The following is a 22742-nucleotide window of genomic DNA, read 5'->3' on the forward strand; positions in this document are numbered from 1 at the left end:
ACTACCTATGCCATATGGCTCGTAGATAGCACGAAAACCCGCTAAACTCAGCGGGTTTTTTGCTGTATTCCATCCAGATTAAGCTTGACCAACTAAATACCTTTGTAACGTGGGACCGAGCAAGCCAAATGCAAACAATTCACTTTGAAATTTGGCTTTGTCTTCTAACGCAGTCCTCCCTTCACTATTTTCAAATGCCGTTTCAGTAGCATCTTCAAAGGCAGTATGCATATTATTATTGTACCAATCCAGAACAGCATCTGAGTGGTTACGGACAACTCGTACAATCTCCAATGTGTTCGTTGGAGCAGTTGCAGCTACATATACAAGTAAAGAAGGATCTCCTGCGTTTCCAGGTTGCACCTCCACTTCAGCACAAGCCAATCCATCTACTTCGGTTAATCTACGTATTTTAGCATCCTGAATTGCATACATTCCTTATCGCGCTCCTTTGTTCATTCATGTACTTTGTTCAATGACAGAACGGGTTTCCGGTGTTCCTAACTGATAAATTTCCCGATACACTCGCTGTAATACTTCTTCGTAGGCACGGTTCACAGACTCCTCAGGAGTATCAGGCCAAGGGAACACCATTCCCGGAAAGGCCTCTTCTTCTTTTTCCTGCATCAGTTGAAGAAGCCCTCTTAAATGCTCAGCCTCCTGAGGTGTCGCCTGAATGACCCACTCATAGGTTGAAGTGTGCTGATCAGGCAACACGGAACGCCCAACCACGGATACATAATAGGTGGTACCTTCCATCACAATTCTCTCCTTCACAGCATGCTTGAGGCTGTTATCCCTAGAGGTAGTTTCCGAAGAGGACAGACATTTTATGCCTACTTTCGGCATATATTTGTTACGAACTCTGACGGAAACGAACATATTGGCAGAGCTTAGCTCTGCAAACACCACTCAGATCAACGACTCGACTAAGAAAGGATGAACAACCATGTGCGGTATAACCGGCTTCATACAGTGGAATCGGGATTTGACCCAGGAATCGGAGCTGCTGGTCCGAATGACGGACAGTTTGTCGAACCGAGGACCTGACGCTTCAGGTACATGGATTTCCAATCCTTGTGCTTTTGGACATCGGCGACTCAGCGTAATGGATCCAGAGAACGGAGCTCAGCCGATGCATGCGTTACAAGGAGACACCTCCTATACCGTTGTGTATAACGGAGAACTATACAATGCTCCCGAACTTAAAAAGGAACTGCTTCAGCGTGGGCATCACTTCCGCACGCAATGTGATACAGAAGTATTGCTCGCCTCTTACATCGAATGGGGACCGGCTTGTGTTGACCGGTTTAACGGCATATTTGCTTTTGCTATCTGGGACGGCGGACGCGAGCAGGTATTTATGGCGAGAGACCGGCTTGGCGTCAAACCTCTTTTTTACAGCAATGAAAAAGATGCTCTCGTGTTCGGCTCTGAGCCCAAATCACTATTGCATCATCCAGATGTAGAAGCTGCTGTAGGGCCGGAAGGGCTGGCAGAAGTATTTATTGTTGGCCCTGCGCGGACACCGGGACACGGCGTGTACTCTTCTCTTCACGAACTGAAACCTGCTCATGCACTTATCTTCAACAGGAACGGAATCCGAACCTACCCTTATTGGAAGCTGGAAAGCGTACCCCATGAGCATGATCTAGACGCAACAGCGGCCGAAGTACGTCGTTTGTTACAAGATACCTTGGAGCGCCAACTCGCCTCTGATGTTCCGGTATGTTCTCTCTTATCCGGAGGTCTCGATTCCAGTGCTCTGTCAGCACTCGCAGTAGACTATTACAATCGGACCGGTCAAGGCCAAGTGAGCACATATTCGGTTGATTATGTCGATAACGCGAAGCACTTTCAGGCTCATTCCTTCCAGCCCGGTGCTGACGGCCCTTGGATACAACGTATGGTAGACGAACTGAAAACAGATCATCACTGGATTGAGATTGAGAACGGTGAGCTCGTAAAGGCTCTGACTCAAGCAATGCTTGTACGTGATTTACCAGGTATGGCGGATGTGGATTCCTCGCTCTATTTGTTCTGTAAAGAAATCAAGAAAGGAGCCACCGTAGCTATCTCAGGAGAAGCTGCAGATGAAGTTTTTGGAGGATATCCATGGTTCCATCGGGATGAAATGCTTAATTCAGGTACGTTCCCTTGGTCCGTTGCTCCAGATATGCGAGCGGGATTGCTATCCCCAGATGTACGCGAATGGATTCGGCCACTGGACTATCTTGCGGACCGCTATTCCGACGCTGTAGCTGAAGTACCTTTACTCGCTGGTGAAACAGGTAAAGCTGCTCAGATGCGGGTGATGTCCTATCTTAATATCACGCGATTCATGCCTACACTGCTTGATCGTAAAGATCGAATGAGTATGGGCGCAGGACTGGAAGTGCGTGTACCTTACTGCGATCATCGCCTGATTCAATACGTATTTAACATTCCCTGGGAAATGAAAATAACTGGTGGTAGAGAAAAGGGAATCCTCCGTAAAGCACTCGAAGGCGTACTGCCAGACGATGTTTTATACCGTAAAAAGAGTCCTTATCCCAAAACACATAATCCTGAATATTTGGCTGCAGTCAAACAACAAGTGCTTGAGATTCTGGACGATGCCAGCTCTCCAATATTGCCTTTAATCGACAAAGCGCAAATTCGCAAACTCGCCTCTTCACCAGATGCAGCTTCGAACCTGCCATGGTTCGGGCAATTAATGTCCGGCCCACAATTGTTTGCTTATCTAACTCAGATCAACTCTTGGCTACGGACGTATAACGTGGCGATTCGTTAAAGCTTCAAGGATTGCTCATGCGTAAAAAAGGTGCCTGGTGAAACAACAGAATCGTTGTTTACCAGACACCCTTTTACTGTTTTAGAGCTTACTGCTGCAAACGAATGAAGCCAATGAACCTAATCTCGAACGCAAAACGTAGTATCCATTTTCTTTTATAATATCTCATCCATCCCATCACACTTTGAAACGATTAATAGACTGCTGCAATTCTTCCGCCATAGACGATAGGTCATTCGCCGCCGAAGCAATCTCCTGCATCGCGGATAATTGTTCCTCCGAGGTCGCGCTAACCTCTTCCGTTCCTGCAGCCGCATTCTCCGTCACTTCCATAATGGTTTGCATGGACACATTAATCTGCTCCACGCCCGCAGCCATTTGCTCAATAGATGCAGACACCTCCTGAGTTTGACCCGCAACATTGCTCACCGCTTCGCGAATCTCCTCAAAGGTACCGCCTGCTTTATGAACAAGCTCTATCCCTTCTTGAACCTCGGTATTCACATTGTCCATAGACTGCGCTGCGTTATCCATCCCCGTACGGATCGCAGCAACAAGTACGCTAATCTGTTCAGCAGATTTTGCCGATTGATCCGATAGCTTCCGTACCTCGCTAGCAACGACCTCGAACCCACGACCATGCTCACCAGCTCTTGCCGCTTCAATCGCCGCATTGAGAGATAGCAGATTTGTTTGCGCTGAGATTTCGGATATACTCTCCACCATGGTTCCAATCTCCTGAGAATGTTTACCCAACTCTTCAATGACTGTAGAAAGTGTTCGCACAGTCTCATGTATCGAGTTCATTTGCCCAACAGCAGATTGAACGGCCTCATTACCATGCACTGTTCTGGCTGATGCACGAGTTGCTTCATCCGACATATTCTGTGTGTTCACAGTCATCTGTTGAAAACCCTTCGACAATTCAGTGATCGTCTGGAATCCATCTCCAACCATGTTCACCTGCGTATCCATTCCTGTTGCAATTTCCTCCATCGTTACAGCAACCTGCTCCGTCGCTGAGGCGGTCTGCTCTGTACTAGCTGTTAGCTCTTCGGATGATGCAGCCACCCGATCCGCATTGTTACCTACTTGATGAATTAGAAGACGTAGGTTATCCACCATCTTGTTGAAGGATTGAGCCATATCTCCTATTTCATCCCGGTTACGAACAACAATGGCTTCACCTGTCAGATCTCCATCGGCAATCCGGCTTGCCGCATGGGCTACTTTGGCAACGGGTTTGGAAATCATTCGCCCCATCACCAATGCAACAACTGTCCCCAGTACAATAGAGGCGATCCCGATAATAACGATCAACCGGAGAGTTTGTTGAATGAGTGCATTGGCATTGACAATACCTGTGTTGAGCGAATTCTGCTGATGCGCTTCCATAGCGGTGACGATTTCCTCAAATCCAGCAACGAGTGAAGGCCCCTTTTCCAACATTAAGCTTGTCATCTCGCTAGTTCTACCTTGCTTCTTGGACTCAATCACATCTTGACCAAATGCATAATATTCCTCTGCAGTGCGATCCGAGCGATCCAACAGGTCGATCATCGTTTGAGTTGTGCTATTTGCTCGTAACTCTTCACTTAATTTATGATAATCCTCATAGTATGATGTAAACGCTTGCTCGCTCTGATCATTTTCTTGTGTTATGAAGTTTCTTAATTCCACCTGCTGGGACTTCACATCAATGACCATGTTTTTGACCGTTAACAGTTTGGATGTTCGCTCGTTAATTAAATCCGTAAACGTTCGCTCAACGGAGATAAATTGCATATACGAAATTACAACCACGGCAGCCAATAATGTAAGCACTGTCAAAAAACTCAACAAAAGTTTCACGCTAATGGATATTCTCTTCATGTCTTTTCCCCCGCCTGCTTAAAATGCCTTGCTAGTCTCCATATGTATTAAGCCTGACTAAATCACCTCTATCCTCCTTTCAGTGCAGAACTGGATAAATAAATTGCGATAATTTAATTTTGTTAGCATACTCACACACAACAATTAGGTCTTTAGTATCAATCTATACTATATTTCATATTTATTGAGACGAATTCGACATTATACTACACAACTTATATCCAAATTTTAAAACTTTGAAACTTTAGACCTAAATAAAAAAGACTTTACTCAGCTTGCCCGGCTGAAATAAAGTCTTTAGTCTTATAAATGAGTGCCAATCATGATCTTAACGGTGGATCAACTCTGGATTTCGCTCAAGAAGTCCGGTGCCGAAAATGTCTCTAAACGGTGAATCTTCCATATGAATGTAGCCAATATAACAACCACATTTCTTCATGCTACAAGGACGGTCTGCCGCCAAAGCTTCTAAACCATCGCGATACAAATGTCCAATGATCCGGCGATCTTTGTAACATCTCTTTACATGTCCTGACCCTTGCACATAAAACACATTAGAACCAGCCGCACAACGCTTGCCCAAGCTGTCATAATCCTGCAGATTACCTTCAAAAAGCGGGTCAATCTGCCGCAAAAACTGAATTTCCTCTGGGGTGTAATACTTGGGGCGATCCTTGAAGGCATTGACCCACATATACACATCGCTCGGTAGATGCTCCCTCATCGATTGAATAGCAGGGAAGGCGCTACGTAATCCCACCGTGCCTACACTGAATCCAATGCTCATTTCTCGCAAAGTCATACACTGTTTCACAAAGGAAGACTCTTTCGTTTCACGCGGATGATATGTTGCCCAGAATGCCGCTTTGTGCTTGTTAAGTTCTCGAGCCCAATCCAGTTTGACAGATAGATTGGTCTGCACAGCAATTTTATCTACATGAGGCATATGGGATAGCTCTACCATCGCTTCACGGTACCAACGCCGAACCAATGCTTCTCCATACGGATTAAAGAAAATGGAAAATTGGTCTCCTGTACCCTCCTGTTCTCTCACCCAGTTTACAAATTGACGTAGTTGCTGTTCGTCCAGCGCCAGCGTCTCTTTGGAATCTACCGTTTTACTGAACGGACAATAGGGGCAGTCGTAGTTACAAGATGACAGCTTGCCGCGATAATATAAGGTGGCTCTCATGAGAATACAAACCCTTCCATTTGTTCACGGATTTCGGATGATATTAACCAATCTCCAATGGCATCCGAGTACCCTAGCCCTTCTTCTGTCAAACGTAAGAATTCCACACCCATTTCCGTCTTAAGCTCCGCCATTCCTTCGGTCAGCAATTCACCAAGCCAGCTGTAATCGGACATCACATTTGTTCCAAATCGCTGATCATAATCCTGTAACGCTAAGCCCTCTCGGTGAAGAAGCGCTTTGAGAATGAATCTCCGCTTCTGCTCCTCATGACTCAGCACAATCCCATAGTCAGCCACATCATATCGCTCCGTAGCCACATAATCTGCTATGATGCTCTGCGTCGCTTTATAACTAACCCCGTACTTCGAAGCATAGTGCACTTCGCTTGTATATGAGCGAGCCCCGCAACCAAGTCCAACCATGCCTTCCTCCTGACAGCTATAAGGTAAAAGTACCTTCGCTCCCGTAGAGGATTGCTCCTTGGCAAATCTGCGCATGGAATACTGCACATATCCGCGATTCTTCAAGGTCTCCCGTGCCGCTCTGTATAGCTCCATCCGAATGTCCGGCCCCTGGCGCTCTATATCATCCGGTTTCACAATCGTATTCTCTCGCGTATAAAGTGGATATATGAAAATCTCACCCGGTTCATATGCAAGGACACGTTCCAGCGAATACAGCCATGATTCAACGGTCTGTCCAGGTAGACCATAGATTAGATCCAGATTCAATAGTGGAAAATCATATTTTGTTAGCTTTTCGAGAGCTCGCTCCACTTCCTGCGGTTTCTGCGGGCGATAGATCGCTGAAGCCTCTGCTTCAATGAAGCTCTGGATACCCATACTCACACGATCGACACTTCGCCCCTTCATAATGGCAAGCTTGGCATCTGTTACCGTATCGGGAGATGTCTCTACTGAGATGGAGGCTTGTTGTGGGTTAAGACCCATCACATTTTCCGCAATATCAAACAGTCGATTTAACTGTACTTCGTTTAATAACGTAGGTGTTCCTCCACCGATAGCAAAACGCGAATAGGGTCTACGCGAAGTGATTGGTGCCCATTGTTTCGCTTGACGCTCCAAGGCATCCACATAGCGCTCATGCGTATCATCTCTCCGATCTGGTAATGTAAACAGGTTGCAGAATCCACAACGTGCTGCACAAAACGGGATGTGCATATACAAAAAATAAGTATCTGTATTCTCACGTTCCCATAACGGTGCGAGTGGCATAGGTGGATCTAGCTCACGATAGGCTGTCTTATGAGGATAAGAGTACAAATACGAACGATACGGCGATGTAAGGACTTCTCTAAGACTTGTAGCTGTATTGGACGACCCGGACTTTACGGAATGACCTGTTGTCATTGTGTAATCTTGACGATTCATCGGTTTCCTCCTATCTCCGGTTAATTTAAAGTACGACTACTGAAAGTCGTACTTTATTGAATATTCACTATATCTATAACACAAATTCACGATACGGCACGTTCCAGACGACGTCATGTGCCAAGCGATGTCCTTGATAGCCATCCTCACCATATGCGGTTCCATGATCGGAAAACGCGAGGCAAAATGTCGGCCTAGAACGTTCTCTCATCGCTTCAAATAACGGTCCGAGCGCTTGATCGACATAACGTAGCGCAGCTCGCTGCGTCTCAATGGAGTCTTCTCTGGCTCCCTCTACAAAATACCGATTCGGACCATGAATAGCCGAGACATTCAGGAATAGAAACAGCTTCTCCTCCGGAGGAATTTGCTTGAGCAGTTTCAATGCATGCTGCACCTGATTCTCGGTTGAACGGGGGTTCGTCACTCCAAAGTTCATACGCCAATAGCTCTGCTGGAAATAACCTGGAAGCACTTTGGCAAGCGGGTTTTTCTTTGTAAAAAAAATAACACCGCCAATGCATACTGTGCGATATCCCTCAGCCGCAAGCCCAGACACGATATCGGGCGTGTCGAATAGCCACGTATGAGGATGAGTCTTCAATCCCGTATTCCGGGAATGAAACAACCGCACATGAGAAGCTTTGTCCGTATTGGCAGGCGTTGGCATAAAGCCACCAAAAAAAGCATGGTGTGCCGCATAAGTGAAGCTGCCGGGCGTATGCCGTTTCTCCCATGAACCTGTGCCGCACAAGTTGGGACAATTCGATTCTTCCAATTTGGCCACGTCATACCTCAACGTATCGAGCGTAATCATTAATAGATCATGAGAGCCCACGATGGTGTTCATATCAGGCATAGTAGTCGGGCTCCTTTCGTAAAAGTTCCATTTGCCAATCATATGTACCCAGCCCATGATGCTGTACCCGATATAAGAGATCCCCAAACGGGTTAACATCCAGAACGTAAGCACGTGGTTCAGTTCCACTGAGCATGACATCGATTCCCGCAGACCATGAGTTCGGAAATGCAGACAGTGCCGCTTGGGCAGCGTTCTGAATTAATAACATCTGTTCATCCTTCAATCCTGCCTCTGTAGGCAGCAGACGATCATTCCTTAAATGAAGGTTCGTGATCGGTGTCTTGCTTAGACGAACGATTGCGTGACCCACCTGTCCACCAGCGACAAGCTGACGAACATCAAATACACGTGAGCCAATGGTTGATTTCGCCATCCAGCGTTCAATCTGTGCTCCTTCCGCACATAACCAGTCCAAAAGAATTCTAATCTCTTCCGTACGGGTATATCTGCGCATGCTACCTTCATTATAAAAAATCACTTCTGCCCCATTCCGCTCCATTCCCACAGTTGTTATAGCAATCTCAGCACCCGTTCGTGGATTGAACTGATATGCTACTACACCGGAAGCGCCTGAGCCACAAGCGAGTTTAACAAATATACGGTGCATCCCTTCAGACTTCATAGCCGTACGTAACTCGCCATAACTCCGAATCGGAACATCAGCTTGAAGCGAAGGCGGTACGGTTATACCGTTAGCAGACAACTGCTGCTGGCAGCGCCTTTTATCAAACATGGTTATGATGTCTGTAGGATGATTTAGAAAGCGAGCAGATGGGAAGAATTGCTGAACTTCCTTGTCTATTCGTTCCAAACACGCCTTCCAGCCGTCAAACCATTGAGCAGGTGCGTAGATCCGCCCCCATTCCTGCTCTAGCAACAACGCCTGTTCCTGCGGAACCATCATACGGTGATCTTCCTGATGAAGCGCCGAGTATACGCTCGCACCCAGAGACAAGAGTTCACGTTCCACATTCCAGTTCTCGCCCGGTGCATCCATTCGTATGAAGAATGAATAATCGTCAGCATCTTCTTGGCCTACACCTTGTGAGATCACTTCTGAGACTGCATCCCTGAGTGTCCGTCCTTGCCTCCACGTATGTAGCAAATCAATATAGGACAATACCATTGCAGGTTTCAACCCTTGCCTCAATCTCGCTTGCTGCAAAGCAAATGTACGCCGATTATCCGGATTCCCAATAAGCAGAAAAGGTCGTTCTTGATCGCTCACCTTTATTCCGTCAAGGACGGATACCGCCAGTCATCCTCATCACTTTGCTGCTGATCACTCACATCGACAGAGATCCCCGAACGTTTCCATTGAATGAGCATTTCGTCGGTCATGTAGTGATAGCTCAGATCCAGATGCTTTAATTTTTTGATCTTGTCGCTAGCTAGAAGAGCCTCAGCCCCTGCATCAGATAAAGTGCCCTGGGAGAGATCCAACACTTCAAGTTGATCCAGAATAGGAGCCTCAGCAATTGCCTGTGCGATCTCATCCTGAATTTCACTATCTTTCAGACCCAGATACACGAGTTTCGGGAATCTTCCCTGTTCAAACAGCGGGCTTACATCCTCTAATGAACCATCGAAGCCATAATCTTCGACACCTAAATATAACTCCAGCTTCCGTAGCTCAGGTAAATTGGCATGAGTAACGGAGGATATTACTTTTTTCGGTAAGCCCCCACAAATAATCACCAGTTCTTCTAGGTTTGCATGCTCCAACGGTTCCAGACTAAGGTCATTACTTCCTTTAATCCAGAACGATTTTAATTGAGGAAACGTTCTTAATAATGGCGTTAGATCTGTTTGGATAATCCAAGATACTTCACACTCTTCGAAACCCATATCCCCGATAAACAATTTCTTCAGCGACGGAAAATTCGGAGCCAGCTCAACAAGCTTAGCTATGAAACCATCAGGTGAAGTCTCGTAGGCTTGTCCCCAATCTCCAATGACCAAACTTTCGAGTGTGCGACTTTCCGGTTTAGCGGCAAGTTCTTCAAGTAAATTCTCAATTCGAATTCCATTCTCATAGTCATCATAAGATACTGTAAGCTTCACTTCCTGCATAAGCCAATCCCCTCCGTTTGAGTTCAATAATTGGTCGTTATCTTGAATGTTACCCCATCCCGTATGAAGCTTGCAACTTCTTCCAACTCTAGTCCCAACTCGATTCTCAAACGTGCAAAACTCCAATTGGTGATCATAGGTATAAGAACTCACGTTCTCATCAAAAGCACAAAAAAAGCACGAATAGCAGAATGGTCATTGCATAAAATGACGTGTCCTACTATTCATGCGATTTCTTTAATTCGCCAGTCTGGAAACGAGTGCTCTAAGTGCATGGCCGCGGTGACTGATGGCTTGTTTCTGTTCAAGTGTCAATTCAGCCATAGTCATCTCGTACTCAGGCACATAGAAAAGTGGATCATATCCAAAGCCACCAGCACCTGCTGCTTCAGCCATAATCCAGCCTTCCGCAGTGCCTTCCGCCTCAAACTTATCTCCGGTTGCTGGATCATACAACACCAACGCACAGACAAAGCGTGCCGGACTAAGCAACGGTTGCTCTGTATCTTCCCAGATTTCAACGTTTCAAGCGCATCCAGCAATTTAGCATTGTTCTGCTCATCCGTTGCCCCTTCACCTGCATATCTTGCTGAATATACTCCTGGATCTCCGTCTAATAGATCAACGCATAACCCGGAATCGTCAGCGAGTACCGGAAGACCAAGCGCATCACCTACGGTTTTGGCTTTCTTCCACGCGTTCTCCGCAAACGTTACGCCATCCTCAACGACATCTGGTAGTTCAGGATAATCAAACATACTCTTGACCTCTTTGCCAAGGGGAGCAAAGGCATGAGCGAACTCCCTTACTTTCCCTTGATTACGAGTAGCAACAATGATAATGGAACTATCCAAGCTCATGCTTAAGCTTCCCCTAAGCCGCGTGCACCAATTTTGAGTGCGATCGGTCCAAGCACTTCTTTTTGCCGCTCAATCATTTCCAGGATCCCTTGCTCACCTAGTTCCAGCATCGTATTCAATTCACGACGGTCGAACGGAGCTTCTTCACCTGTTCCCTGTAATTCTACGTACTTCCCGCTACCTGTCATGACCAAGTTCATATCAACTTTAGCTTTGGAGTCCTCATCATAATTCAGATCCAGCACAGGCTGTTCACCTACAACACCCACACTTACCGCTGCAATGAAGTCTGTGATTGGGAATACTTGCAGTTTGTGCTGTTGTGCAATTTTGTTTACAGCGAGCGCCAAAGCAACAAACGAACCGGTGATGGACGTTGTACGCGTGCCTCCATCTGCTTGGATCACATCACAATCCAGCGTAATCGTGCGCTCACCAAGCGCCTGCAAATTAACAACCGAACGCAGTGCCCGGCCAATCAGACGCTGGATTTCCATCGTGCGTCCAGTCAATTTACCGCGGTTAGCTTCACGTTGATTCCGAGTGTGTGTTGCACGTGGCAGCATGGAATATTCTGCTGTTACCCAGCCTTTTCCTTGCCCTTTCATAAAGGGAGGAACACGTTCCTCCACTGTAGCTGTACATATCACTTTGGTATCTCCGACTTCTATCAGTACAGAACCTTCGGCGTATTTATTCGTGTTAATTGTTAAATTCATCGGCCGCAGCTGTTCGCTGTTTCGTCCGTTAGATCTCATCATTTCTGCCTCCTACGACTTAAGCATCCTGTAATGTCGAGCTGTATCACACTTTCACTAATCTCTTTTATTTTACCAAAGAGTTCTTGCAAAAGCACCTATATCCGTTGAATGTTACTTCAACGTGTGCCGCTTCAAGGTTAAAAGGATTGTAAATATGCTCATCCCTAGATTGCTTAAATCGGAATTTCATTGATATGCTCTGGCTTAGATACAGGCGCACTATAATCCTGATTATCATCACTCATGACGGTTTTTTGCCCATTCCATTCAATCTGCACTTTGGTATCTTTGCTTACCGTATTTTCTGCCGTAGTGAGCACCACGGATTGCAATAATTCACTTGGCACGATATCACCCTCGGTAAACATATCATCCTTAAGTGCAACGGTTACTGTCCCATCTTCTGATGTTTTGACCGATTGCAGTTCCGTACCGCCCGTCATGACCTCTTCCAGCTCGCCGCCTTTTGCTGGGCCTTTGATCAGTTCGTTCAGTGCAGCTTGTACCCGGTCTCCCTCTGGAGTCACGAGACGTGTCACTGGAACGTAATACTGAATTCCTGCTGGTGATGCGGCTGAGAAATAAACGGTGACCGGACTGCTGTTCGTAGTAAAGCTATCGCCCAGGTCGAGATTAATACCTACAGCCCGGTTCAACGGCTCTGGCAATGGCGTGCTGTTTACCGGCATTTGTGATAGCTTTTTGCCATCTACCCAGATCTGCACGTTCTCCACATCCGGTGTACCTGTCAACGTCCATGTTACAGCCTCCAGCAATTTGCGCTCATCCTTGGCATCATACTTGGCAAAATTGCCAGAGAACTCAACCACCGCGAGCTTATCCTCTGCATGAATAGTGACATTCTGCACGACAGTTCCCTGAGGAAGCACACCTTGGAACCCTTCAGGAAGCATCCCCGCATATGGGCCACCTGTGACTAATGTATCGAGTGCCGTTTTGGGACTACCTATATCCGTACCGGATGGAAGCGTCAGTGACACTGGAGCGAGTAATCCCTGCTGATTTTGCAAATAAACAGTAGTGAGCGGGAGTGTAGCCAATACACCATTTCCCTCAGCGGCTTGAATCATGGCAGCTTCTTGGATCGGCGGCGGTGGATCTACTGCTTCGGAAGACTGTGCATTAAACATACTACAGCCAGACAACACCATTGGTATGCTCAGTAGTGCAGCTGCTGATGCTTTACGGAAATTACGGATCTTACTCATGATCTCGTTCCCCTCATCATTTTTACAGTTTGTACTACCATGTATACGAGCCTTCGTTCAAAAAATAACTAAAAAATAATAAAGAAACCTGAAACGGTTAATAACGTATTAGGAGACAAGAATAGTGGCATTGCTAACATCAGAGGAGGAATCGCCCATGGAACATTCTGAGCAAGAAAAAATCCCTTATAGCCTCAATAGCCGCAAAGTCGCGGAGGCAACCCGGGAATGGCTACATAAACGGGGCGTTACGATCCTTGAGATCGCGGAACTCGTCATGTTTCTTCAGAAGAAATATTACCCAGACCTTACCATGGAAGAATGTATTGAAAATGTGGAGATGGTGCTGAAGAAGCGTGAGGTTCAGAACGCTGTCCTGACAGGAATTCAACTCGACTTGCTGGCAGAGCAAGGTCAACTCCTTGCGCCTTTGCAAGATATGATCGAAAATGATGAGGGGCTGTATGGCGTCGATGAGATTCTCGCCTTTTCCATCGTGAATGTATACGGGAGCATTGGCTTTACCAATTACGGGTATGTGGACAAGCTGAAGCCAGGGGTGCTTGAACGTCTAAACGATAAGAGCCAGGGCCCTGTGCACACGTTCCTTGACGACATTGTAGGTGCAATTGCATCCGCAGCAAGTAGCCGTATTGCCCATCGCAAACAATCCGAGCGCGAAGAAGAGCTTGGTGAGAAGCCCGTAAGCGATGATGCCATTTAAAAGGTTGTCATAAAAACGCTTTTGATTACTATTGATGCCTGAAGGCATCTCAGCGTCCCTTTTTGAACACACCATTTAAGTCATAAACACATATTTCCCGCTCAAGCTAATCTATCCTTTCTCTTCGAGTAACTAGAGACAGGATGATTAGCTTGTTTGTCATTTTTAAGGAGAAAGACTGATACGTTGTGGGTGCAAAAGATGGGTGCAGAAGGTGCACTTGCCACGCGAAGATGATAGAAGCTCTTTCAAACTACGCACAAAACAACAAAAAAATTGGCTCCGTAGAGCCAATTTTGTCCACAAAACTATTTCAAGTGCTCCTGTCTGCCTACGCCGACTTTTGCCAACTGATATAGCTCATTCCAGTTCCGTTCAACGGTGGATTCAGGCTGTACGGGTTTGCGACCGATCGTAATCTCAGGACCCTTACGCTCCCGCATCAAACCACGCAACACGGTCATTCCGATAATACTTAACCCGGTGAATACATACATCAAACGAATCAATACGTTGCTAGAATCCGAGCCTGTCACAAATCCATGAATGAGTAAACCGATGAACACCGGATAGGACAACATATGGAAGATAAACCACCATTTGCGGCCAAGCTTGTTACGAAGATCACTAGAGAGTAGAACAATGACCAGTCCATAAAAGGATAACGTTCCTAGTCCACTTCCAATCGGATGCACCGAGGCTGTAAAAGGAATTAACAATTCACTCCAGCTAAACGGACTGTAATGATCAATATACAGGATTAACGCATGGGCAATCCCCAGCCCAAAAGCTAGCCATGTGGTTCTCGTATGCCATTTATACATCGCCGCTTTTGGCTTTCCCTTTGCTGCCGGCATGCCTTGAGCAATGCCTAGAAACACTCCTGCAAAGAGCAACAGATAAGCGGCTATACCACTAATTCGAATTAAACTCCAGGTTGGTAGATAATCTACAATCCATTGTGCCATAAGCGGCTCCCCCACATCCGATAGAATTGTTTTTTAAACTGCGAGCTCAAGCGACTTTTTGAGCAACCTCTTAAATCAGGCTAAAACGGTGATCGGGATCAATGCCAGGCCAGCGCTCAGCTAGTTTATCTGTATTTCCTCTGAACCACATACTGCCGTCCCGTGTTACCCATAACACGTCATGACGGTCATAATGCCGATTCAACCAACGAATCGCTTCTTCACTTCCCAGGATGCAAACGGTCTTCGCTATAATCTCGCATTGGGAGGTGTGTTGTCCCAGAACAGTACACTGTACGATATCCGTATTCGCGGACTGCAGCGTTCGAGGGTCGATTAAATGATGAGCCATTTGACCATTACCACTAGGATGTAGCCATTGTCTCCGTACCAGACTCGACGTCGCGACTGCTCCACGATCTAGCTGAATGCTGCCTGTTAGATTGCGCTTCTCCAAGAACGGGTCAGTGATATAGACCGTCCAGCTGGAATGAGCAGGGGTGCCCCAGACCTGAATATCGCCACCAGCATTAATCATCCCAGCAGGGATATGAAGTGAACGTTGCAGCCAATCCGCTATACGTTCTACAGCCCATCCTTTGACGATACCGCCAAGATCCAGCTCAGTCCCAGGATCCAAGTGAACCATTCGACTCCCCTCTCTGTGCATCCAACCCGGACGACAGTAATCAAATATTGCATCCGATGAGGTGGAAGACACCAACTGTGCTGTATTACTCCAATCCTGCTGCTTGGTAAGCATCCCTGATTGCAACTGCTCAAAGCTTACATCGTATCCTTGCTGACAAAGTGCCTGAGAAATGCCTGGCTGAAAGATACCTTCCGTCTGACCAATGTATCCGTAGGCGAGACTCAGCACTTCATCCATCGCAGCCGATACAGGCAACCAGCCTGTAGAGCGATTTAGTCGGTTAAGTTCACTATCTGGTACAAAGCGGCTAAAACGTTTCTCCTGTGTTTCAAACCAATTCTGTACTAGGTCTGCAGCATGCTCAGCTTCCTCCTGCCCCGTGACTAAGTGCACCTCGATCACCGTATTCATCGCGCGGAAGCGCGAAACTAGCGGAAGGACTGCCTGTTGCTGCTCAACCCGGCTCATGATGCACCTGTGCGTGACTGATAACTGCCACTATAGGATCTGGAATCGTTTTGCTGATTTTGTTGGTTGTTTCCGTAATCCTGGTTGTACCGAAGACCAGGATCAGAGCTGTCCGTTCGACTGTTGTTCCATTCATCCATTACGTCATCTCGCGTAGCCACCTCACTGTTGGGGGTGTTACTTGTAACTATTCCATTAGCAGATGCATAAGCGACGTCAAAAGCATCCGAAGATCTTACATATTGAAAGAGTGCAGCCACCGCTAATGTTGCTGCGGCCGAGGCTTGCCATTTTCTCCATTGGTTACGTTTTTTCTTCATCATCGATCTTCCCTACCTTCTATGGTGAAGTTCATGTTCCTATCATAGGCAGGCTGGCTTAAAAGTAGATGAATGAACCGTTAAGAAAGGCTAAAGCTTTACAGTTAGATCAAGGAATTTACATTACAGGTTCCGCCACAAAAAGTTCAACACAAAAAGGCTCTGGTCAGAGATCCTCTCTGGTACCAGAACCTTATGGTTAAGCGCCACGCTAGCAAAATGTAAACATCATAATGCATTCACTTCTTGATGTTAAACAAAAACGTACCGTCTCTCTGTTCCTGCTGAACAACGATTGCTCGCCGGATCAACTCCTGTAGATGTGCTAACGTTTCGCTCATCGCAAATCGCAGCTGATGGATGCTCAAGCGGTCGCTAAACATGAATATACAAAGGTCATAAGCACTCACAGGTGCCTCCGCTACTCGCTCAGCCATCTTCTGAAGTCGTTCCTCATGATGTGTGAGCAGGTGAACCGTTCGTTCATTGAAATGAAGAAACGGATTACGATGCCCAGGATAAGCTCGCTCCACATCCAGAGCTCCAAGACGATGCAAACCCTCCATATAGGATAGTAAGGGCTGCGTATCACTTCCGGGCTGAAGACTGACATTAGGTGAAATCTGTGGCAAAACGGCATCCCCGCACAGGATCTCTCTCGACTCCGGAGCATAAAAGGTTAAATGTCCTGGAGCATGTCCTCCTGTTTCCACCGCCAGCCACCGCTGGCCCCCCATCTGCAACCACTCACCATCTTCTATAGGAGTTATCTCTGGAAGAGGGGTAATCTGCGAATCAAAGCTCTCCATGTGCTCATGAATCTGTTTTGTCTTATCTGCTGGCATCCCATGCTGTCCATAATATTCAGGTAGCACGACATTAATGGTGGCGTTCTGCCCCCACATGTACTCCGCTTCTTTCATGGATCGACTAGACATGCGAACAGGAGCACCTGTCTTTTGCTGCAGCCAGCCAGACAAACCCAGATGATCTGGATGGTGGTGCGTTAATACAATTTGGCTAATGGATTGAAAGGATAATCCTAAATTTGATAGCGCTTCCTGCCACTCTAGTTCAGTCTCGCTGCTACGCGGCCCTGGATCTACAATCGTAATCGTTCCATCGCTCTCACGTAATACATAACTGTTCACCCAACGCAAAGGAAAAGACATCGTTATCTTGACCCGGTGTATGTATTCCGGCATGGTTATCGCTTCTGATCTCTTCATAAATGATTACTCTCCATTCCTTACTCTTCAGGACGATGACCCACAAAGATCATACGTGACGATTCCTGTTCATCATATTTCTCTTCATCATATCCTCCATGAACCTGATCGACGATCAGACCTGCTTCATGTAACAAATGGTTTAATTGTTCACGGCTGTACAACTTGACCCGTTCATGATACACACGTGCTTTCTGGTCGGGTATGGTCGTGTCGGTAATACGTATTTCCTTTTGTACAAATCCATCCTCTATCTTGCGAAACTCTTCAATGTACTGTCCTTCGTCTTCACGGGTTGATTGGACTACCAGATGACGAGTCACGTAGGCTGTATTCATAAAATCAATGATAAAACTGCCCCCTGGCTTCAGCATTCGGCGAATAACCTGTAGTACCTTGAGCTGCTCTCCGTCTTCCTTAAAATAACCGAAGGATGTAAACAGATTGACTACAGCATCATAGCCACCTTTTAATGGTAGATCTCGCATGTCCGCATGAACCCACTCTACACGGTTGTCTGTATCCATATCTCGCGCTTCGCGCAAAAGTACATCAGATAGATCAATACCTGTCACTTGGAAACCCGCGTCAGCAAGTGCCAATGAATGTCGCCCCATACCGCAGCACAGATCCAGCACTCTCGAATTAGGCTCAAGCCGTAACCAGTTGATCATTTTATGTACTTCTTGAACTGCACCTTGAACATCGCGATGTTTGTACACCAGAAGATAGTCCTCGCCGAAACTCTTTTCATACCATTCCGTCATTGCTTCTCGCCCTCCATATGGTAAATAGCCTTTCTATCTGTCATATGCTGGTACACTTTCATTTTCATGATAAGCTTTTAGCCATTGTATCGTCTTTATCGTTTAAACTCAAAGCTGCCATCGCCATCCCTCATCCGCATTGAACGGCCTGAAACGTCACGATATAATGTTAAACATAGTCGAAGCGATTCGAACCGGGTAATTATTCAGATATCCCTGCATTTACACTGGAGGTGAACATCATCATTCGGATTGGACTCACCGGATGGGGAGATCAGGAAGATCTTTATGCACATCGTACAAAAGCCAAAGACAAGCTTGCCTTATATGGGCAATTTTTCTCAACCGTTGAGGTTGATAGCACCTTCTACGCTGTGCAACCCAGGGATCGGATGGCACGCTGGGCGGCTGAGACACCAGATTCCTTTGCTTTTATCGTTAAGGCGTATCAGGGAATGACAGGGCACCTGCGGGGCAAGCCCTATTTCAACAGTATATCTGAGATGTATAAAGCTTTCAGGGAGTCACTGGAGCCGATGATGGAGGCTGGCAAAATGCAGGCAGCCCTGTTCCAATTTCCGCCCTGGTTTGACTGCAATCGAGAGAATGTAAATGAACTGCGTGAAGTTAGGTTAAGAATGGAAGGTATTCCATGTGCCATTGAATTCCGTCACCGCAGTTGGTATGAAGATGCCATGCGTGAACGTACGTTATCTTTCCTGAAGGAACAGGGCTGGATTCACAGTGTATGCGATGAACCCCAGGCAGGACAAGGCTCAATCCCTATTGTACCTCGGGCTACAGATCCAGAGATGACACTGGTTCGTATGCATGGTCGAAACGTATCAGGCTGGCATCAGAATGGTGCGCCTAATTGGCGCGAGACCCGTTATCTGTATCGATATAATCAGGAAGAACTACAGGAATGGAAAGGTTATCTGGAGCAATTGCAGGAGCAGAGCAAGGATGTATATGTTATTTTCAACAACAACTCTGGCGGAGACGCCGCAACAAATGCACGTATGATGATGGATCTGCTGGATATTCCATTAAAGCCATTTCCCGATAAGACGATTGTGGAAGAGGAGCCAGGGCCAGAACAACTCGAATTATTTTGAAGAGGTTGTTCAAAAAGTCCGCTTTTGATTACGAAGGATGCGCGAGCGGCATCTCAGCTTCGAATATGGGATTCAGCCGAAATGTCCGTTGCTCACGTAGTTTTGCCTACGCTCCGCTACTCCATTTCTATCTTCATCCCATTTTCTCGGTACTGAAAACCGACCTTTTTGAACACGCACTTAAACTTAAATAAGATTCCTTTTGTTCCTCATCAGGATTATCGTTGTGTTTACACGTAGAAAAGCGGCCAGCTCTTGAGCTAGCCGCTTTTCTCATTTCATAGCATAAATAGTCTACATGCACTCCCATTACACGATATCCTGCTTCATATCACAGGGAGCATGTATAACGTTTAGCGTTGACCTGCCGTAAGTGAGGTGGGCAAACCAATTTGACTCAGTTGCTGGTTCATCCTGTGAGCCTCAACCCCAGCAAGCAGCACGATACCAATGCCGTGTGTATCATTCAGATTCCAGCCCAGATCATCTCGATAATATAAAGCTGTGAAGGAGTAACCTGATCCACGACATACGCCATACACATTCCCCTGATAATCAATAGAGATACGCGTAATCCCTTTCCAGCCTTTGCGCACGGCCTCCAAATATGGTTCAAAGTCTTCTAGCCAACCCTCTCGGATACCACGAGCGTAGGCATAGATAAACATCGAAGTACAGGATGTCTCTTCATATGAATCAGGCCGATTCAATACCTGGTGCCAGAGACCATTCTCTCCCTGCAATGACAGGTAGCCTTGACACAAATCACGATAGAACTGAAGCAGCTCCGGTCGCTTTTCATGATCATTCGGCAGAATCGTCAGCAACTCGGTTAGAGAGAAGAGCACCCAGCCGTTGCCTCGCCCCCACGGAATACCTGTTGCCCGTCCACGCACAAAATCATACACATGAGACATGATCTGTTGCTGTGGAATATATAGATATTTGCGGAACAGCAAGAATTGATTAATAGCATCGTCCCAATATGATGTTTCTCCCGTGAGCTGACCATAACGCATTAAAAAAGGTGTACTCATATAGAGGTCATCACACCACATCGTTTCATGACGCATCTCTCCGCTACCCCGAACTCGATAGAATGCGCCATCCTCCAGCCGTTCCTGTTCATCCGTAATATAACGAGCAATCCGGTGTGCTGTATCGAGTCCGCCGCGAATCTCACCACTTGCCATGCTCGCCAGTAACGTAGAACCGAAGGAGCCACAATCATCAAGACTGTCAATGGCAGACAGCTGATTGTTGATACCGGCTGCACCATAATGGTCTCGATCCCATAATCCATAACGGTCAAAAGAGGTGCTCAGTTCAATATGCGCTCGTACATACTGCACGTAATCGTCTCGCTTCAACTCTTGACCTGTCTGAAGCAAACCAAGCAGGGTTACTCCCAGTGGATAATTCCATTTGCCATAATGCGTATTCTCCAAATAAGGACGAACGCTGGTCTCGGGCAGATCTACTTGCCAGTAAACTCCGGTACTGCCGTTATCAAACACCCTATCGGTTACAACGATCTCACCCGCAGTGGGTGCAGATTCGAGGGAAAAACTGCCCGTATACAGCCAAACATCCGCGCATCCCGCAACCGGATGTGGAGATGATAACCTCCATCCTTTGGAGGAAGCAGTATCAGAGGTAGTACCACCTATCGTGAAGCCCCAGCTGTCCTCTACCACCAAGCATTCGCCTTTGGCAACTAAATGAACAGCTCCATACTTACGTGGAAGTTCAACCTTGAATTCACCACTTGTCTTCCCCGAATATACTTCCTGATCGTTCACAAATAAGGTGAGTCCACCTGTGTGTGTACCTTGCAAAATGACTGGGGTCGTTCCGGGTACCGTAACATCAAGTTTGGTCCATGCATACGCAGCAGCAGGCTCTTCTGTACCAAATATCCGGCCAAAGTTACCAGCGTTCAGCTCTTGCTCTGTCCATTCCCTCTGTGGAAACCATGTAAGTCCTGTCTCCGCTTCGGTCATGCCTTCATGTGGAAGTGAGGTGAGTGGTTCATCCACAGGTTCCGAATACAGCCAACCTTCCTGACCCTGACGGTCAACGCCAGGCGTCAGAAAATGAAGAGGGAAGTTTTTGAACGATGCGGTTCCATATATGCCACCAAAGCCTACTTCGGTTTTTACAAAACATAACAGTACATCATTCCAGCCGTATTTTACATGGATCGGAAATTGAGTTCTACGCTCTGGATACAGCTCCTGAAGCAATTCGGATTTGAAAATCTCTTCTCCATTCACGTAGACAGTCACTGGACTATAACAGTTCAGACCTGTATTTAATGTGGCGTCCTGCTGGCTCCATAACTTCCCCCACACATATACATATTGTCCTGCATGTGCATCGCTCCATTTCTGATCCAGATTCAGATCATAACGGTAGTCTGCAAGCCTGCGGAAACCACCGCGGTGGTAAGCTCTGAATAAAAAGGAATGCTTGGGATGATCCCCCATATAACGCTGAGCCACTGTCGTCAGTACGTCGGGTATTGAATCATGAACCTTGCCTGCAATCGCCTCGTTCTCATGAAAATAACGGATGATTGTCAGCTCCTTTCCCCAAGTTGAATCAGCTCTTTTAACCGCAGCGTCTCTCCGCCTTTCACTTCCACCACTTGTTGATCTGCCGTTAGCCAAACTGAAATCGAAGACGGATTATGAATCATCGAACGATCTGCTGAGCATTCCAGCCGCTTCACTGCTTTCCAGTAGGCAATAATCTCTATATTAGTGGCATACCAAATATCATCTCTGCCACCAATCTGCTCTCCGAACCGTTCAATAATTTCCCAATTATCATTATCATTGAATTCATAGCTGTGACCCCATACGTAGAAGAGTAGTGGTGTACCTGTCTTTGTATGCTGAATAAATCGTTCAGTTAAAGATTCCAAATCATGGTTATGGTGGCATGTCGGATGCCATTCAAGCGGTCGTTCAGGCAATGTGAATTGCCCATGGGATTCAACAGTTCGTGCATAATCCAGACCTAGCCATTCCAACTTGGTGCTGAGTGAACGATCATATCCACCATTGGGATAGGCCATTCCTCTCACAGGATAATCAACAAGCCTTTCCAATACTCTTCGATCTTCCATAATTTCTTCGGTGAGCAGTTCATCCGGAACATATGGCAACGTAGGGTGAGTGACAGTATGTACAGCCACTTCATGACCTGCATACAGCTCTGCAACCTCATCTTCACCAATTCGCCCCACTTTACCGAGCACACCAGAATTGAGATTAAATGTTCCACGCAACCCATAACGATTGAAAATATCCACCAGTCTACGATCATGCACCACACCATCATCGTAACTGAACGTCAACGCTTTCATTACTCCACCCGGATACCGGTCGAACTGGATACGATGTCCCATATGTTTCTCCTGTCTCCCTCCGAATTAGCGGACATTTCACTTAT

20 protein-coding genes and 1 pseudogene are annotated in these 22742 nt (G+C 46.6%); 3 read left to right on the plus strand and 18 right to left on the minus strand.

What is annotated here, in order from left to right; all coding sequences use genetic code 11:
• Positions 1-78: 78 nt before the first annotated feature.
• Positions 79-435 carry a hypothetical protein gene (locus tag DMB88_RS23735; RefSeq protein ID WP_128103320.1) on the minus strand — a complete coding sequence of 119 codons (357 nt, stop codon included), beginning with the start codon at positions 433-435 and terminating at the stop codon, positions 79-81.
• Positions 436-459: 24 nt separating this feature from the next.
• On the minus strand, positions 460-759 hold the full coding sequence (locus DMB88_RS23740) for a hypothetical protein (protein ID WP_128103321.1): 300 nt from the start codon (positions 757-759) through the stop codon (positions 460-462).
• A 190-nt stretch (positions 760-949) separates the two neighbouring features.
• Between DMB88_RS23740 and asnB the strand changes: the two genes are divergently transcribed.
• A complete protein-coding gene (gene asnB / locus DMB88_RS23745) occupies positions 950-2794 on the plus strand; it encodes an asparagine synthase (glutamine-hydrolyzing) (protein WP_128103322.1) in 1845 nt (614 codons plus the stop codon).
• Positions 2795-2971: 177 nt separating this feature from the next.
• On the opposite strand, the gene DMB88_RS23750 is transcribed toward asnB, so the two are convergent.
• The 9 genes and pseudogenes from DMB88_RS23750 to DMB88_RS23790 all read right to left on the minus strand — a co-directional run bounded on the left by DMB88_RS23750 (position 2972) and on the right by DMB88_RS23790 (position 13037).
• A complete protein-coding gene (locus DMB88_RS23750) occupies positions 2972-4666 on the minus strand; it encodes a methyl-accepting chemotaxis protein (protein ID WP_128103323.1) in 1695 nt (564 codons plus the stop codon).
• A gap of 328 nt (positions 4667-4994) precedes the next feature.
• Positions 4995-5858, minus strand: coding sequence for an STM4011 family radical SAM protein (locus DMB88_RS23755; protein WP_128103324.1), 864 nt, complete (start codon positions 5856-5858; stop codon positions 4995-4997).
• Positions 5855-7231 carry an STM4012 family radical SAM protein gene (locus tag DMB88_RS23760; protein WP_128104579.1) on the minus strand — a complete coding sequence of 459 codons (1377 nt, stop codon included), beginning with the start codon at positions 7229-7231 and terminating at the stop codon, positions 5855-5857. The genes DMB88_RS23755 and DMB88_RS23760 overlap by 4 nt, the downstream gene beginning before the upstream one ends.
• Before the next feature lie 94 nt (positions 7232-7325).
• A complete protein-coding gene (locus tag DMB88_RS23765) occupies positions 7326-8111 on the minus strand; it encodes an STM4013/SEN3800 family hydrolase (RefSeq protein ID WP_128103325.1) in 786 nt (261 codons plus the stop codon).
• Positions 8104-9342 (minus strand): STM4014 family protein, encoded by a 1239-nt coding sequence (locus DMB88_RS23770; RefSeq protein WP_254438322.1) that lies wholly within the window; start codon positions 9340-9342, stop codon positions 8104-8106. The genes DMB88_RS23765 and DMB88_RS23770 overlap by 8 nt, the downstream gene beginning before the upstream one ends.
• Before the next feature lie 2 nt (positions 9343-9344).
• Entirely contained in the window at positions 9345-10187 is an 843-nt protein-coding gene (locus tag DMB88_RS23775) for an STM4015 family protein (protein ID WP_128103326.1), read from the minus strand.
• A 237-nt stretch (positions 10188-10424) separates the two neighbouring features.
• Positions 10425-11047: pseudogene (locus tag DMB88_RS23780) on the minus strand (XTP/dITP diphosphatase).
• Between the two features lie 2 nt (positions 11048-11049).
• On the minus strand, positions 11050-11808 hold the full coding sequence (gene rph, locus DMB88_RS23785; protein ID WP_056702812.1) for a ribonuclease PH: 759 nt from the start codon (positions 11806-11808) through the stop codon (positions 11050-11052).
• Positions 11809-11981: 173 nt separating this feature from the next.
• On the minus strand, positions 11982-13037 hold the full coding sequence (locus DMB88_RS23790) for a GerMN domain-containing protein (RefSeq protein ID WP_128103327.1): 1056 nt from the start codon (positions 13035-13037) through the stop codon (positions 11982-11984).
• 157 nt (positions 13038-13194) lie between these two features.
• Here DMB88_RS23790 and DMB88_RS23795 point away from each other — a divergent pair, with 157 nt between their 5' ends.
• Positions 13195-13761: a phosphatidylglycerophosphatase A family protein gene (locus DMB88_RS23795; RefSeq protein ID WP_128103328.1), complete on the plus strand. Its 567-nt coding sequence runs from the start codon at positions 13195-13197 to the stop codon at positions 13759-13761.
• A gap of 308 nt (positions 13762-14069) precedes the next feature.
• Here the strand turns inward: DMB88_RS23795 and DMB88_RS23800 are convergent, their stop codons facing one another.
• The 5 genes from DMB88_RS23800 to DMB88_RS23820 form a co-directional block, all read right to left on the minus strand.
• Positions 14070-14729: a ferric reductase-like transmembrane domain-containing protein gene (locus DMB88_RS23800; protein WP_128103329.1), complete on the minus strand. Its 660-nt coding sequence runs from the start codon at positions 14727-14729 to the stop codon at positions 14070-14072.
• A 70-nt stretch (positions 14730-14799) separates the two neighbouring features.
• Positions 14800-15849, minus strand: coding sequence for an FAD:protein FMN transferase (locus DMB88_RS23805; protein ID WP_128103330.1), 1050 nt, complete (start codon positions 15847-15849; stop codon positions 14800-14802).
• Positions 15846-16172 (minus strand): hypothetical protein, encoded by a 327-nt coding sequence (locus DMB88_RS23810; RefSeq protein WP_128103331.1) that lies wholly within the window; start codon positions 16170-16172, stop codon positions 15846-15848. The genes DMB88_RS23805 and DMB88_RS23810 overlap by 4 nt, the downstream gene beginning before the upstream one ends.
• Positions 16173-16408: 236 nt before the next feature.
• Complete coding sequence (locus tag DMB88_RS23815; protein WP_128103332.1) at positions 16409-17398, minus strand: MBL fold metallo-hydrolase; 990 nt, start codon at positions 17396-17398, stop codon at positions 16409-16411.
• Between the two features lie 20 nt (positions 17399-17418).
• A complete protein-coding gene (locus DMB88_RS23820) occupies positions 17419-18165 on the minus strand; it encodes a class I SAM-dependent methyltransferase (protein ID WP_128103333.1) in 747 nt (248 codons plus the stop codon).
• A gap of 242 nt (positions 18166-18407) precedes the next feature.
• On the opposite strand from DMB88_RS23820, the gene DMB88_RS23825 reads away from it, so the two are divergent.
• Positions 18408-19283 carry a DUF72 domain-containing protein gene (locus tag DMB88_RS23825; protein WP_128104581.1) on the plus strand — a complete coding sequence of 292 codons (876 nt, stop codon included), beginning with the start codon at positions 18408-18410 and terminating at the stop codon, positions 19281-19283.
• A gap of 353 nt (positions 19284-19636) precedes the next feature.
• Here the strand turns inward: DMB88_RS23825 and DMB88_RS23830 are convergent, their stop codons facing one another.
• Both DMB88_RS23830 and DMB88_RS23835 read right to left on the minus strand, forming a co-directional pair.
• A complete protein-coding gene (locus tag DMB88_RS23830; protein WP_254438323.1) occupies positions 19637-21955 on the minus strand; it encodes a glycoside hydrolase family 88/105 protein in 2319 nt (772 codons plus the stop codon).
• On the minus strand, positions 21865-22698 hold the full coding sequence (locus DMB88_RS23835; protein WP_128103334.1) for a polysaccharide deacetylase family protein: 834 nt from the start codon (positions 22696-22698) through the stop codon (positions 21865-21867). The genes DMB88_RS23830 and DMB88_RS23835 overlap by 91 nt, the downstream gene beginning before the upstream one ends.
• Between the last annotated feature and the right edge of the window lie 44 nt (positions 22699-22742).

Source organism: Paenibacillus sp. DCT19 (assembly GCF_003268635.1).
Lineage (GTDB): Bacteria > Bacillota > Bacilli > Paenibacillales > Paenibacillaceae > Paenibacillus.